The sequence below is a fragment of the Streptomyces siamensis genome (genome assembly GCF_039543605.1).
In the GTDB taxonomy this organism is placed as follows: domain Bacteria; phylum Actinomycetota; class Actinomycetes; order Streptomycetales; family Streptomycetaceae; genus Streptomyces; species Streptomyces siamensis.
The window spans coordinates 309365-323821 of record NZ_BAABKB010000008.1; the positions used below are offsets into that span (position 1 = coordinate 309365).

The following is a 14457-nucleotide window of genomic DNA, read 5'->3' on the forward strand; positions in this document are numbered from 1 at the left end:
ACTTTTGTGGAGAAATCGCGCGGATGCGAAGAGGGGGCGCACGTGTCCGAAGACCCGGGCAGTGAACGTGTGATCGCGGGGCGCTACCGTCTGCTGTCGCCCTTGGGCGAGGGCGGCATGGGCACGGTGTGGCGCGCCCGCGACGAGGTGCTGCAGCGCGAGGTGGCGGTGAAGGAGGTCCGCGCCCCGGCCGGGCTACCGGACCCCGAGGTCGAGCGGATGTACGCCCGGCTGGAGCGGGAGGCCTGGGCCGCCGCACGCATCTCGCACCGCAATGTGGTGACGGTGTACGACGTGGCCACCGAGGACGGCCGTCCGTGGATCGTCATGGAGCTGATCCGCGGCCTCGCCCTCTCCGATCTGCTGGACGCGGAGGGCCCGTTGGCCCCGGCACGCGCCGCGCACGTCGGCGCCGAGGTGCTCGCCGCGCTGCGCGCCGCGCACGAGGCGGGGGTCCTGCACCGCGACGTCAAACCGGGCAACGTCCTGATGGCGAACGACGGCCGGATCGTCCTCACGGACTTCGGGATCGCGACCGTCGAGGGCAGTTCGGCGCTGACGATGACCGGTGAGGTCATCGGCTCCCCGGAATTCCTCGCTCCGGAGCGGGCGTTGGGCCGCACGCCGGGACCGGAGTCCGACCTGTGGTCGCTCGGCGTCCTGCTGTACGCGGCGGTCGAGGGCAATTCACCGTTCCGGCAGAACACTCCGCTGAGCACACTGCGGGCGATCGTCGACGAGCCGTTGCCGGCGCCGCGGCGGGCGGGTTCCCTCGGTCCCGTCATCGAGGGCCTGCTGGCCAAGGATCCGGCCGAGCGGATGAACGCGGACCAGGCCGAGCACGACCTGCGCGTCGTGGCGGCGGGCGGAGCGGCGCCGACCACCCGCCGGAACACACTGCCCGTCACGCCTCCGGGGCCGACGGGCTCCGACGCGCCGACGCTCGGTACGTTCGGCCCCGCTCCCCAAGGTCCGCCGGGCCCCCGGGGCCCGGGCGGACCGTTGTCGGGCACCGCGCCCACGACCGCCGCGACGCGCGAACCGGACCGCAACCGCCGCGCGGCCGTGGTCCTGGTCGCGGGCCTGGTCGCGCTGGCGCTGGCCCTCGGCGGGCTGACGTACGCGCTGCTGAACCGGGACGGCGGGGACGGCGACCAGGGAAGTGGCGGCAGCAGCAGCGGTGCTCCGGGCAACGGCGGCGGGAGCTCCGGCACGGGTGGGACGCACAGCGAGAGCAACAGCACCGCCTCGACCGGCCCGAGTCCCTCGACGAGCGCTCCCGGCGGCGGCCATGCGACGACCACTCCCCCCGCGCAGTCCGTACGGGTGACGGTCACGGGTCAGCACACCGACTACGCGGGCGCCTGCCCGCCGCCCGGGGACGGGGCGCCCTCGTTCACGGCGACGTTCACGGTGGGACGTGTCCCGGTGGACGTCGAGTACCGCTGGGTGACGACGTCGGGCGAGGTGACGGACCCGGGCTGGAAGACGCTGTCGTTCCCCGCGGGGGGCGGCAGAACCCGGCAGAAGACGGTCGTCGCGACGACGTACGACACGAGCGGGACGTTCCGGAACGAGATCGGCGTGGAGGTCCGGGCGCCGGTCCGGGCGACGTCGAACTCGGTCGCGTTCACCATCACCTGTGCGACGGAGACCCCGACGGACGGGGCCTCCGCCTCCGTGTCGCCCTGAGGGTCAGGCCGTCGAGGTGAGGACCGGCAGGTAGCCGCCTGAATGACCGGACGCGGTCGGGTGGTACGACTCGCCGATGTTCAGCCAGTTCAGGCTGTGCAGCCAGGCGGAGCCGGAGCAGATCTCGTGCCCGGTGAAGGTGCCCCTGACGTCGCCGAAGGTGAAGCCGTGGTCGGCGGCACGCTTGGCGATCGCGCTGTCCAGGTAGTCGGCCGCGCCGTTGATCGCGGCCCGTTCGGTCTCCGAAAGGCCCGTGATGCAGCTGCCGTTGAGCTTGTAGAAGCGGGGGTAGCCCAGCACGACCACGTGGGCGGCCGGGGCCTTCGCGCTGATCGCCGAGTAGACGGTGTCGAGGTTGCCGGGGAGCGTCGAGTCGACGTACGCCTTTGCGGTGGCGATCCGTGAGAGGCAGGAGCTCTCCGACTGGAGCACACACGTCGTCATGACGTCGGAGAAGCCTGCGTCGTTGCCGCCGATGCTGATGGTGACCAGGCCCGTGGAGGAGCTGAGCGGGCCCAGCTGGTTCGCCGTGACATCACCCGTTCGGGCGCCGGAGCAGGCGGTGAAGTCGAACGACGAGGGTGAGTGGGCGGCTGCCCAGAGGTAGGGGTAGGCCTTCGTGCTGCGCTTGCAGTCGCCGCTGGAGCTGATGTAACTGCCCGCGCCGACACCGGAGGAGTAGCTGTCGCCGAGTGCCACGTATCCGGTGGCCGCTGCGGTCGAGGACGCCTGCGCCGTCGCGGCCCCGGTGAGGGCGAAACCGGCGGCGAGGAGGAGCGAGGTCACGTATGCCGTAATTCGGGAACGTCTCATGGAACCTCCCTTTAGCAGGATCTCTGCCACAACTTTGGTAGCAGCTACGCGTGTTGACTGGAAGTGTCCATGCCAAGAATTTTCGGCTCTTACCGTTGTTGCCCGAACTTGTTCACCGGCTCGTCCGTCGCCCTGACGACGCGTTCATGACCCTGCGTCAGATGGCGTCGGCGCGTCCGGAGGGCAGGACCGTCACCGGCAGGAGGGCGACCCGAACCCCCGGACCGGGCTTCCGAAGATCGTCCCGAACGAGAGGGAGCGGACCGATGACACTTGCCAACTCCGTTGATCAGCAAGGCCGTTGTCCACGGCAGGGCAGCACCCGCGGGCAACGCATGCGCAAAGGACCCCAAGAACCGCCATGGGCGCCTTCCGCATCTTGACGACCCCCCGCCCGCTGCGCGACATTGAAGCCCGGCATCCGGCGCTTCAGGGGGCAAAGTCGCCAATGCAGACCATACGCATCAAGCCACCTTCATCAGGTGAAACAGAGGGGCCACGGCAGCATCCGGGGAGGGACCTGCTGCCGTTGCTCGCCGGCGCGGCCACCGTGATCGGTGGCGTCGGCGCGGTCCTCGCACTCGCCGACGTGGACTCACCGCTGCGCGGCCCGTTCACGCTGTTCTTCCTGCTCGCGGCGCCGTCCGTGGCCATCGCGGCCGCGCTGCGCGGACTGGAACCGTTCGGGCGCGCGGTGGCCTCCCTGGCCGGCGCGGTCGCCCTCAACATGCTGGTGGCCCAGGGAATGCTGGCCGTGCACCGCTGGTCGATGCGCGGCGGAATCGCGGCGGTGACCGCGCTCAGTTCCCTCATCCTGCTGCTGGTCCTCGCGCGTCGACTGCGCCGTCGGACGGCGAACGGAGGCGCCACCTGAATTGATCACGAAATACGCAAACGGATGAGGAAAATCCGTTCGAGTCGTTAGGTAACGGCCAAACCAACAAAAACGTGAGGCCTCGTTCCAGGTCTTGCCATACAGACTCAATCGTCAATACCGTCGTACATCTCACCCGCATCGGTCCATCATCAGCGGCTCTAGGGGAGGGCTCAAGGACCGCGATGGTTCCCGGCGCGGGGCGCGGTTGGGGGGTGCCGTACTCGGTGGCCAGACGTATGCCGAGTCGTGCCGCGCGACCGGTTCCCGATTCCGGGGCCGGCCAGCTTTGCAAGCTCACGCGGCATGCACGGAGATCCATTTCGTCATGCTCAAGTGAGAACCCCCCTTTCGAACCGGACAAAGAGCCGGACCGCCCAGGGGCGGGCGGTCCACCGGACGAGAGGGACCAGACTCATGAGCTCAGTCCTGCGGCCCGCCTTTTCGGGCCAAGATCCGTCAATGGCACACAAGTACCGGCCGATCTCTTCTCACCTGGCCATTGCGCCTCCGGTGAGTGTCGTCATTCCCGCCATGAATGAGGCCGAGAATCTCCCGTACGTCTTCAAGACGCTTCCCGACTGGATACACGAAGTCGTTCTTGTCGACGGCAATTCCACCGACAACACCGTCGAAGTGGCCCGTGACCTGTGGCCCGACGTCAAGGTCGTCGAGCAGCGCGGAAAGGGCAAGGGCGACGCCCTGATCACCGGATTCGAGGCGTGCACCGGCGACATCATCGTGATGGTCGACGCGGACGGCTCGGCGGACGGTCAGGAGATCGTGTCGTACGTGTCCGCGCTGGTGTCCGGAGCCGACTTCGCCAAGGGCTCGCGCTTCGCCAACGGCGGCGGCACCTCCGACATGACGCCGATCCGCAAGCTCGGCAACAGAGTCCTGTGCGCGACCGTCAACGCCAAGTTCGGCGCCCGTTACACCGACCTCTGCTACGGCTACAACGCGTTCTGGCGGCACTGCCTCGACAAGATCGAGCTGGACTGCACCGGCTTCGAGGTCGAGACCCTGATGAACATCCGGGTGGTCAAGGCCGGTCTCAAGGTGCAGGAGATTCCCAGCCACGAGTACCTCCGCATCCACGGCAAGAGCAATCTGCGCGCCGTGCGGGACGGGTTCCGGGTGCTCAAGGTGATCCTCAAGGAGCGTTCCAACCGGCGCGCGCTGCGCCGCAGGCCGCACGCCTCCCAGCTCGACTCGGGCCAGGGAGAGATGTCTTGAGCGTGCCGGACATCTCCGTGGTGATCTGCGTGTACACCGAGGACCGCTGGGAGGACATCCTCGCGGCGGTCTCCTCGGTGCGGGCGCAGTCGCTGCCCGCCCTGGAGACGCTCCTCGTCGTGGACCACAACGCCACGCTCCTGGAGCGGCTGACCAGGGAGTACAAGGAGACCGACCCGGTGCGGGTGCTCGCCAACGCGGGCCCCCGCGGCCTGTCCGCGGGCCGCAACACCGGGATCGCCGCCTCGCGCGGCGAGATCATCGCCTTCCTCGACGACGACGCGGTGGCCGAGCGGGACTGGCTGCGGCACTTCGCCGAGGGGTACGCGGACCCGCGGGTCATGGCCGTCGGCGGCCGTACGATGCCGATCTGGGCATCGGGCCGCCGACCGGCCTGGTTCCCCGAGGAGTTCGACTGGGTGGTCGGCTGCACCTACAAGGGGCTGCCGCCCGGCCGGGTGCGTGTGCGCAATGTCCTGGGCGGCAACGCCTCCTTCCGTCGGACGGCGTTCGACGCGGCGGGCGGTTTCGCCACCGGCATCGGCCGGGACGGCGACAAGCGTCCACTGGGCTGCGAGGAGACCGAGCTGTGCATCCGGCTCACCCGCGCCCGGCCCGACGCGGTCCTGCTGATCGACGACCGGGCGGTCATCCACCACCGGGTGCCCGAGGTGCGCGAGCACTTCCGGTACTTCCGCACGCGCGCGTACGCCGAAGGCCTGTCGAAGGCGCTCGTCGCGCGAAGCGTCGGCGCCGACAAGGGACTGGAGTCGGAACGCCGCTACACGACCAGGGTGCTGCCGGCCGGCGTCCTGCGCGGACTGCGCGACGCGGCGCTGGCCCGCCCGGGCGGCGCGGGCCGCGCGGGCGCGATCGTCGCGGGGGTCCTCACCGCCGCCGGCGGTTACGTCCTCGGGAGCGTCCGGGCACGCAAGGGCGGCGCCGTGTTCTCGGTGGTCCCGGTGGGCAGGATCGAGGACGGCCGCGAGGGCGAGGGGGTGGCGGCGTGAACGAACCGGTGCCGATCCTGATGTACCACTCGATCGCCCACTCCCCCAACGACGCGACCCGCGGCCTGTCCGTCGCGCCCGAGGCGTTCACCGAGCAGATGGCACTGCTCGGCGACCGGGGCTTCACTCCGGTCGACACGGCACGGCTGGCCGCCGCCTGGCGGTCGGGGGCCGCACTGCCCGCCCGCCCCGTGCTGATCACCTTCGACGACGGCTACGAGGGCGTGCACCGGCACGCACTGCCCGTGCTCGCCAAGCACGGCTTCGCCTCGACCCTGTTCGTCTCCACCGGCTGGCTCAGGGGCCCGTACGACACCGGGGGCGGCCTCGACGCGATGCTCGACTGGGACCAGGTGCGCGAACTCGCCGGGGAGCAGGTGGAGATCGGCGGGCACAGCCACACCCACCCGGAGCTGGACCAGATCACCGACGAGGCGCTCTGGTCCGAGCTGCTGCGCTGCAAGGAGATCATCGCCGACGAACTGGGCGCGCGCCCGGTCTCGTTCGCCTACCCGTACGGCTATTCCAGCCGCAGGGTGCGCCGTACGGTGCGGGAGGCGGGGTTCGCCCAGTCGCTCGCCGTCGGCAACGCCCTCGCGCGCCGCCGCCAGGGCCCGTACGCCCTGCAACGCGTCACCGTGCGCCGCACGACCGGCATCGACGAGTTCGAGCAGCTCGTCGAAGGCCGTGCGATCACCCGCAACTTCGCCCGGGACCGCGCCCTCACCAAGGGGTACGCCATGGTCCGAAGAGCACGACAGGTCCGCCGGAAGGCCATCCGTTCCCGTGTCTGACACGACGACCACAGCCCAGGCCTCCACGCCCGCCGAGGCGCCCGAACAGCCGCCGGCGCGCCGGTTCCGCCTGCCCGGCCGCAAGGGCAAGGGCGCCGACGGCGGCAACCAGCTGTTCCGCAACGCCTACGCGCTGATGCTCAACACCGGCATCTCCGCCGTGCTCGGGCTCGGCTACTGGCTGATCGCGGCCCGCTACTACTCCGAGTCGGCGGTCGGCCAGGGCTCCGCCGCCATCGCGGCGATGAAGCTCCTCGCCGGCCTCACCGCGGTGACGCTGACGGGCGCGCTGGCCCGCTTCATCCCGGTCGCCGGACGCAGCACCGGGCGCCTGATCCTGCGTACGTACGCGGGCAGTTCGGTGGTCGTGGCGCTGGCCGCCGGGGTCTTCCTGCTCACGCTCAACCTGTGGGGCCCGTCGTACCGCTTCCTGCACGGACCGCTCAACGGCCTCGGGTTCGTCCTCGCGGTCGTCGCATGGTCCCTGTTGACGCTCCAGGACGGTGTGCTGACCGGGCTGCGCAGCGCCCTGTGGGTACCGGTGGGCAACACCGTGTTCTCCGCGGCCAAACTGCTGCTGCTCGTCGGTCTCGCCGCCGCGATCCCCACGACGGGCGTCTTCGTCTCCTGGGTCGCCGCGATCGCCCTGTCCGTGGTGCCGCTCGGCCTGCTGGTGTTCCGGCGACTGGTGCCCCGGCATGTGAAAACAACCGCGGACCACGCGAAACCGCCCTCCCTCAAGGAGATCGGCCGCTTCCTCGCCGGGGACTACACGGGCTCCCTGTTCTCGCTCGCCGTGGTCTACCTCGTCCCGGTGATCATCGCGTCGCAGGTCAGCTCCGCCGACAACGCCTACTTCTACATCACCACCACGATCGGCGGCACGGTCAACCTGCTGGCGATCAACATGGGCGCCTCGCTGACCGTCGAGGGCTCGCACGACCCGGCACGTCTGGCCGCCAACACCCGGGCCGCGCTCAAGCGCATGGCCCGGATCATGCTGCCGGTGTGCGGACTGCTGTTCCTCGGCGCCCCGTTCATCCTGCACGTCTTCGGCGAGGGGTACGCGCACGCGGCGACCCCGCTGCTGCGCTGGTTCGCCGTCGGCGCGGTGCTGCGGGTCGTGATGGAGACGTACTTCGCGGTCCTGCGCGCGCAGAGCCGCACCGCGGGACTGGCCTGGTTGCAGGGCCTGCTGTGCGTCCTGGTCCTCGGCCTGACCGTGCTCCTGCTGCCCCGGATGGGCCTGACCGGCGCCGGCGTCGCGGAGATCTCCAGCCTCGCGGTGATCGTCATGATCGCCGCCCCCAGGCTGTACCGGATCGTGCGCACCGCGCCGCCCGCCGAACTGCCCGCGGACGCCGCGCCGGACGGCGACCTCGCCGACCTGGGGGCCCGCGAGGCTCCCGCCGCGAAGGCCCGCGAGGGGCGGCACGGGCCCGCGTGGGCGCTGGACGCGGACACCCTCGCCCTGGGCGTCCACGTCGACTTCGACCACCAGGAGCGCAGGCCGGACGTACGGCCGGGCCCGGGCACCCCGCCCACCGGGACACCCAGGGCACGGCCGGAGCGCCGGCCGACCTGGGCGCTGCGGGCGCAGCCCGGGCCCTCGGTCGGGCTGCCCGTCGAGGCGCGCGAACCGGGTTCCGAGGCGTCGCTGGGTCCGGCGGAGGCACCCGAGGTCGACGCGCCGTTCGAGACCGACGGCACGGACGGTGTCGCCGCGATGGCACGCAAGCCGGTGCCGAACGTCTCCGCCGCCGCGGCGCGGCCGGACACGGACCCGCCTGCGCCGCCGGACGACGTCCTGCCGTCGCTGCGCGAACGGCTGCGGCACCCGTCCCGACCCGGTGTGGTCCTCGGCTGCCTACTGATCTCGGCGCTGCTGCTGTACTGGGTCCCGGCGCTCGCCCTGGACGACCGCTCGCTCGACGAGATGGGCGGCCTGGGCCTCATCTCCGTACTGCCGCTCCCGACCCTGGTCGGGGCCGCCCTGCTGATCGTCGTCTTCGCGTCGCTGCTGTGGACCGCCCGCGAGCACCGCGGACTGCTGTACGTCACACTGCTCGCCACCGTGGTGTCGCTGCACGCGCTGCCCGCGGTGATCGAGACCGAGCCGCGGTTCGCGACGGCGTGGCAGCACCTCGGCTTCCTCGACTACATCGACCGGACCGGGTCCGCGGTGCCCGACCTGGACGCCCGCTGGAGCTGGCCGGGCTTCTTCGCGGTGGCCGCGTTCGTCGCGAAGGCGTGCGGGGCCGGCGACCTCACCGAGGTCATCCGCTGGTGGCCGATGACCGTCCAACTTCTCTACCTGGCACCGATGTTCCTGCTGGTGCGCTCACTGCGGGCCGGCTGGCGCGCCAAGTGGACCGGCATCTGGATCTTCGCGCTCAGCGGCTGGGTCGGCCAGGACTACTTCTCACCACAAGGCTTCACCTATCTGCTCTACCTCGTCTTCGTGGCCATCCTGCTCGTGTGGTTCCGGGCCCCGCGGGTGCTGTGGACGAAGGCGCGTCCCGGCGAGGCGGAGGTCGAGCCGACGAACCGCCGCCAGCAGGCCGTGCTCCTCATGGTCCTGACGGGGCTGTTCGCGGCGACCGTGCCCGCGCACCAGCTGACCCCGTTCGTGATGCTGGGCGTCCTCGCGGTCCTCGTGCTCATCGGCCGCTGTGAACTGCGCGGCCTGCCCATCCTGTTCGCCGTGCTGGTCGCGGTCTGGCTGAGCTTCATGGCCGAGCCCTACTGGTCGGGGCACTTCGACGACCTGTTCGGTGGCGTCGGCGGCGTGGGCAGCAATGTGTCGACGTCGGTCTCCGGGCGCATCCAGGGCGGCAGTTCCTCGCACAAGCTCGTCCTGTACACCCGCGTCCTGCTCGCGGGCGGCGTGATGGCGTTCGCCTGCTGGGGCTGGTGGCGGCGGCGCGACCACAAGTACCGCGAGCGGTCCCTGCTCGTCCTCACCTTCGTGCCGTTCCTCGGCTTCGGCATGCAGTCGTACGGCGGCGAGATGGCCCTGCGGGTCTTCATGTTCGCGCTGCCGGGCGCGGCCCTGCTGGCCGGACTCGCGTTCTTCCCGCGCACGGGCATCACCGCGAAGGAACGTGAGCGGGACCGGGTGAGCCTCGCACCGGTCGCCGCCCTGATGGCGGGACTGCTGCTCATGAGCGGCTTCCTGGTGGCCCGTTGGGGCAACGAGCCCTTCGAGCGGATCAGGTCGGGCGAGGTCGCGGCCATGAACTACGTGTACGAGCACGACGATCCGACGGTCCGGCTGCTGTGGCTGAGCAACGACACGGTCGACAACGTGACGCCGGCGATGCCGTGGGGCGCGAAGGACATGGAGAAGGTGCAGTACGTGCCCACGCTGGCGCCCGCCGACCCGGTGCTGGTCTCCGGGCTCGTGAAGGCCCTCAAGGACGCGGGCCCGAACTCGTACCTGATGATCAACCGCAGTCAGGTGGTCTACCTCGAACTGGACGTGGGCTATTCGGCGACGTGGGAGTCGCGGCTGATCACCAACCTCGACGACCGCCAGGAGCTGAAGAAGGTCCTGGCCAACGACGACGTCACCATGTACGCGCTGCGCAAGCAGCCCTCGGGCAAGGTCGAGAAGGCCGAGCCCGGACCGATCGGGCCCCAGATCACCTGGACGCCGTGGTCGGTCGTGGGCGGCCTGGCGGCGATCGCGCTCATCGTGCTGCTGGCCGCCCGGGAGGTCGTCCGTGTCGCGGCACGGCCGAGCGTGCGGCAACTGCGGTGGCTGCAGAGCAGTTTCTGGTTCTCGCTGCCGCTGCTCGCGGTGCTGCTGGCCTCGATGGTGCAGCGGTTCCTGACCATGAAGTAGCGCCCGTGCCGAGGACGAGGGGGCTCGCGCGGTTCTCCGCGCGGGTCCCCTCGCTCGTGCGGCTCAGCAGGGCGACGCGTGCACCGCGTACCGGGGGCTCGGCACGTCGGCGCCCGCACCACGGACGAGGGGGCTCATCACATCGGCGCCCGCATCTCGCACCCGGGGCTCAGCGCGTCAGCCACTTCACCTCGTACGCGCCCATCTCGAACCGTCTGCCGTCGACCTTCGCGCTGATCGAGCGGTCGAGCGTGTTGACCACGAGCACGGTCCTGTCGGTGGCGAGGACGCGGACGTTGGGCGTGTCGTCCGCGGCGACGGACACGGACCTGTACGCCGTGCCCGGTGCGAACTCCTTGCCGAAGCGGGTCACCAGGTCGTACATGGGGAGCTTCCCGCCCCCGCCGGCGGTGTCCGTCGGTGTCCACAGGCAGCCCGGGCAGTCGGTGCCCTTCTCGTCCTCCGGATTCCAGTAGAAGCCGGACGACGCGCCGCCCTTGACCATCGCGATCATGCCGGCGGCCTGGACCGCCACGCGGTGGGTCTCGGACCAGCCGTTGCGCTCGTCCTTGCCGTCGGCCGGTTCGACGTAGTACTCGGCCCACCACAGCGGCAGGTCGTGGGTGCGCGCCCGCACCCACTCCCCGACCGCGGTGAGTTTGTCGGTGGCCGCGAACTCGTCGGGCAGCATCTCGTCGTCATTGGTGTAGCTGGAACCGTCGACGACGACGAAATCCGCTCCGGCCTTGTTCTTGTTCCAGTAGTCGAAGGCGTCGAGGACCCGCTGGTCCATGGCTCCCCAGGTGCCCTTCAGCGTCGTGGACGCGCCTTCCTTCTGCCGCGGGTCGAGGCTGTCCATGACCAGATAGGGCCCGCCGACCATGATGTCCTTGTCGACCTTCTTCAGCGCCTTGTAGACGAGGTTGTAGAGCTCGGTGTAGCCCTCGTAGTCCCAGCGGCCCTCGCTGTCGTTCCAGAAGCCCTTGAACTCGTTCCAGACGATGAAGTGGCGTACGTCCGGATAGCGCTTGGCGACGGTCGCGGCGAGCGCGGCGAAGTCCTTGTAGTGGGACCGCTCCGGGGCCGTCTCCAGGGAGGACTGACTCCAGTCGGTGTTGCCGGCGCCCGCCTTGCCGCCCTTCATCCAGTCCGGTGCGCAGCACAGGGTGACGACCGGGGTGCCGCCGGTCTTGCGGACGAAGTCGATGCGCCGGTCCATCGCGGAGAAGTCGTAACGCCCCTCGGACGGCTCGGGATTGTCCGCGCCCCAGCCCATGATGTGCTGGTTCTGCGGCATCGACTGCTTCTCCAGCAGCCCCTCGGCCCGCTCGACGGCGGCGTCGCTGCCCTCGTCGGCACTGAACTGGGTGTGCGTGAAGCCCCAGCCCACGTCCGGCCGCGGCGACCCGGGCGGGGTGACGGGCGTGCCGTGCACCTTGTCCCCGTCGCGGGTGGTGCCGGCCGTACCCCCGCCGTCCCCCGGAAGCGTGTTGAGCAGGGTCACCACCAGGGCCAGAGCGGCCACACCGACGCCGAGCAGCGCGGTCAGCCGCCACCGCCGTGCCCCCGAATTCCACCCATGACGTCCCATCATGGGCAACAGTAACCGCGGGTCTTGGCCGTCGGACAGATCCCGTGAGTGCACAGCCCTGTAACAGGATGGAAGGGACACACCGGAAGCACCGGACCTCGGGTGACACTCGCGGCGCACTACGGAAACCGGGTGCATGCGAAGCCCGTGTGACGGATCATGGCGGCATGTCTGCCAACCCACACGACGCTCTGCCGATCCGGCTCAACGTCGACGACAGCGACTCGCCGTCGGACGTCGTCGACGCGCTGTTCCTCGGCCGCTTCGCGACGGGCGAGCAGCCGCACTCGCACGCGGCGAACATCGACCGCGTACGGTCCGGGGCGACCCTGCTCCCGCCGGGCGCACGCGTGCTGCGCTCCGCGCGCGACGACGACCGCAGCGCTACCCTCGCCGAGGGCGACGGCTGGACCCTCCTGGTCTCCCGGTGGAACCGCGGCGCCGACGTGACCGTGACCGCCACCAGCGCGGAGCTGGCCGAGAAGGTGCTCGGCCAGGCGACGGAGGGCGCCGTGGACGAACCCGAGCCGCAGCCGGAGAACGTGACGATGGGGTTCTGGTACGTCTCGCCGCGCCGCGGCCCGTACCGCACGACGCGTCAGATCTCGGCCGGTACGTGGGAGGAGGTCCGCGCCAACTACACCGAGCCGGTGGCCGACGCGATGGACCACCTGATGAAGACGACCCCCGAGGACATCGCCGGCCGGCTGCTGCTCCTGCACGGCCCGCCCGGCACCGGCAAGACCTCGGCGTTGCGCACGCTGGCCCGCTCGTGGCGCGACTGGTGCCAGGTCGACTGCGTCCTCGACCCCGAGCGGCTCTTCTCCGACGTCGGCTATCTGATGGACATCGCGATCGGCGAGGAGGACGCCACGGGCAAGGGCCGCTGGCGGCTGCTCCTGCTGGAGGACTGCGACGAACTGATCCGCGGCGAGGCGAAGCACACGGCGGGCCAGGCGCTGTCCCGTCTGCTCAACCTCACGGACGGACTGCTCGGCCAGGGCCGCAACGTCCTCGTGGGCGTCACGACGAACGAGGACCTGGAGCGTCTGCACCCCGCCGTGGTCCGCCCCGGCCGCTGCCTCGCCCGTATCGAGGTCGGGCCGCTGACCCGCTCCGAAGCCGTCGGCTGGCTCGGCACGGAGGAGGGCGTCCCGCGCGACGGCGCGACCCTCGCGGAGCTGTACGCGCTGCGCCGGGGCACCAGCCCGACGTCGGTGCCGGACCAGCGCGACGGCGCGGACGCGGGGCTGTACCTGTAAGGCCGCGCCCCCGGTAGGCCGCCCCCGGGTGCGGTGCGCAGCGCGCCCGGGTGCGGCGGACGGTCCGGTGTTTTCATGGAGGCATGACCCTGTACGTCGGCACGTCGGGGTGGCAGTACAAGGACTGGCGCGGCGTCCTCTACCCGGACGGACTGCCCCTGCGGCTCTGGCTGGAGGAGTACGCGGCGCACTTCGCGACGGTCGAGATCAACAACGCGTTCTACCGGCTGCCGTCGCGCGAGACGTTCGAGAGCTGGCGGGAGCGCACCCCCGACGGCTTCGTCGTGGCCGTCAAGGCGAGCCGCTATCTGACCCACATCAAGCGGCTGCGCGACCCGGAGGAGCCGGTGCACCGGCTGATGGACCACGCCTCCGGACTCGGCGACCGTCTCGGACCGGTCCTGCTCCAGCTGCCGCCCACGCTGCACGCAGACCCCGGACTCCTCGACGACTGCCTCGCCCGCTTCCCGTCAAACACGCGGGTCGCCGTGGAACCGCGTCACGACTCGTGGTGGACGCCCCGGGTGCGCGAGGTGCTGGAGGCGCGGGGCGCGGCGCTGTGCTGGGCCGACGTGCTGGCCCGGCCGGCGACCCCGCTGTGGCGGACCGCCGCATGGGGCTACGTCCGCTTCCACGAGGGACGCGCCCGGCAGTGGCCGCGCTACGGCCGGCGGTCGCTGGCGTCGTGGGCGGGGCGTATCGCGGACGCCTGGCCCGAGGGCCAGGAGGTGTACGCGTACTTCAACAACGATCCGAACGGGGCGGCGGTCCACGACGCGGTCGCCTTCGCCCGCGCCGCACGCACGGCGGGACTGACCGTCACGCGGACCCCGTAGCGCCCGCCCGCGCACTCCATGCACCGGGCGCCGGCCACACCCGTGCCCCCGCACGGGCGCGGGGAACAGCGCGACCACCCACGACGCAGCCGCACCCGGACGTCGGCCAAGTGCGCGCGGAGCACCTAGGCCCCGTACGCCGCCCGCAGGGCGTCCCGTGCGGCGTCGAGGGCCGCCTCCTCGCTGAGCCCGAGGCGGCGTACGCGTTCGGCGTACCCCTGGGCCGCGGTGGCGGCCTCGCGCGAGGCGGCGTCGCCCGCGGCGGCCACGAACGTGCCGTTGCGGCCCCGCGTCTCGATCACCCCGTCCGCCTCCAGGGCCCGGTACGCCTTGGCGACGGTGTTGGCGGCCAGGCCGAGCGACTCGGCGAGCCCCCGCACCGTGGGCAGCTTGTAGCCGACCGGCAGCGCTCCGGAACGGGCCTGCTCGGAGATCTGGGCGCGCACCTGTTCGTAAGGAGCGGCCCCCTCATGAATGTGGATCTTCAACGTCACGCAGCGAT

11 protein-coding genes are annotated in these 14457 nt (G+C 71.0%); 8 read left to right on the forward strand and 3 right to left on the reverse strand.

Features of this window, described 5'->3' with window-relative positions:
* The first annotated feature begins 42 nt into the window (after positions 1-42).
* A complete protein-coding gene (locus ABEB03_RS15490) occupies positions 43-1692 on the forward strand; it encodes a serine/threonine-protein kinase (RefSeq protein WP_345648017.1) in 1650 nt (549 codons plus the stop codon).
* A gap of 3 nt (positions 1693-1695) precedes the next feature.
* Here ABEB03_RS15490 and ABEB03_RS15495 read toward each other — a convergent pair whose 3' ends face one another.
* Complete coding sequence (locus tag ABEB03_RS15495) at positions 1696-2505, reverse strand: SGNH/GDSL hydrolase family protein (RefSeq protein WP_345648020.1); 810 nt, start codon at positions 2503-2505, stop codon at positions 1696-1698.
* 529 nt (positions 2506-3034) lie between these two features.
* Here ABEB03_RS15495 and ABEB03_RS15500 point away from each other — a divergent pair.
* The 5 genes from ABEB03_RS15500 to ABEB03_RS15520 all read left to right on the forward strand — a co-directional run bounded on the left by ABEB03_RS15500 (position 3035) and on the right by ABEB03_RS15520 (position 10266).
* Positions 3035-3379, forward strand: coding sequence for a hypothetical protein (locus ABEB03_RS15500; protein WP_345648023.1), 345 nt, complete (start codon positions 3035-3037; stop codon positions 3377-3379).
* Between the two features lie 417 nt (positions 3380-3796).
* Positions 3797-4615: a glycosyltransferase family 2 protein gene (locus ABEB03_RS15505; RefSeq protein WP_345648026.1), complete on the forward strand. Its 819-nt coding sequence runs from the start codon at positions 3797-3799 to the stop codon at positions 4613-4615.
* The gene (locus ABEB03_RS15510; protein WP_345648029.1) at positions 4612-5625 is read left to right on the forward strand and encodes a glycosyltransferase family 2 protein; all 1014 of its coding nucleotides are present in this window, start codon (positions 4612-4614) and stop codon (positions 5623-5625) included. Before ABEB03_RS15505 ends, ABEB03_RS15510 begins: the two co-directional genes overlap by 4 nt.
* A gap of 20 nt (positions 5626-5645) precedes the next feature.
* Positions 5646-6419, forward strand: a complete 774-nt coding sequence (locus ABEB03_RS15515) for a polysaccharide deacetylase family protein (protein WP_345648321.1) — start codon at positions 5646-5648, stop codon at positions 6417-6419.
* Positions 6412-10266, forward strand: coding sequence for a lipopolysaccharide biosynthesis protein (locus ABEB03_RS15520; protein ID WP_345648032.1), 3855 nt, complete (start codon positions 6412-6414; stop codon positions 10264-10266). The genes ABEB03_RS15515 and ABEB03_RS15520 overlap by 8 nt, the downstream gene beginning before the upstream one ends.
* 169 nt (positions 10267-10435) lie before the next feature.
* Here ABEB03_RS15520 and ABEB03_RS15525 read toward each other — a convergent pair whose 3' ends face one another.
* Positions 10436-11857, reverse strand: a complete 1422-nt coding sequence (locus ABEB03_RS15525; protein WP_345648324.1) for a GH39 family glycosyl hydrolase — start codon at positions 11855-11857, stop codon at positions 10436-10438.
* Between the two features lie 167 nt (positions 11858-12024).
* Between ABEB03_RS15525 and ABEB03_RS15530 the strand changes: the two genes are divergently transcribed.
* On the forward strand, positions 12025-13119 hold the full coding sequence (locus tag ABEB03_RS15530; protein WP_345648035.1) for a DUF5925 domain-containing protein: 1095 nt from the start codon (positions 12025-12027) through the stop codon (positions 13117-13119).
* An 83-nt stretch (positions 13120-13202) separates the two neighbouring features.
* Positions 13203-13955, forward strand: coding sequence for a DUF72 domain-containing protein (locus tag ABEB03_RS15535; protein WP_345648038.1), 753 nt, complete (start codon positions 13203-13205; stop codon positions 13953-13955).
* A 125-nt stretch (positions 13956-14080) separates the two neighbouring features.
* On the opposite strand, the gene ABEB03_RS15540 is transcribed toward ABEB03_RS15535, so the two are convergent.
* On the reverse strand, positions 14081-14449 hold the full coding sequence (locus ABEB03_RS15540) for a GntR family transcriptional regulator (RefSeq protein ID WP_345648042.1): 369 nt from the start codon (positions 14447-14449) through the stop codon (positions 14081-14083).
* Positions 14450-14457: the final 8 nt, after the last annotated feature.

Bases quoted from the DNA above. Each gene is read 5' to 3' on its own strand.
- ABEB03_RS15495 (WP_345648020.1), bottom strand. From the start codon at position 2,505: ATGAGACGTTCCCGAATTACGGCATACGTGACCTCGCTCCTCCTCGCC.
- ABEB03_RS15505 (WP_345648026.1), top strand. From the start codon at position 3,797: ATGAGCTCAGTCCTGCGGCCCGCCTTTTCGGGCCAAGATCCGTCAATG.
- ABEB03_RS15515 (WP_345648321.1), top strand. From the start codon at position 5,646: ATGTACCACTCGATCGCCCACTCCCCCAACGACGCGACCCGCGGCCTG.
- ABEB03_RS15525 (WP_345648324.1), bottom strand. From the start codon at position 11,857: ATGGGACGTCATGGGTGGAATTCGGGGGCACGGCGGTGGCGGCTGACC.
- ABEB03_RS15530 (WP_345648035.1), top strand. From the start codon at position 12,025: ATGTCTGCCAACCCACACGACGCTCTGCCGATCCGGCTCAACGTCGAC.
- ABEB03_RS15535 (WP_345648038.1), top strand. From the start codon at position 13,203: ATGACCCTGTACGTCGGCACGTCGGGGTGGCAGTACAAGGACTGGCGC.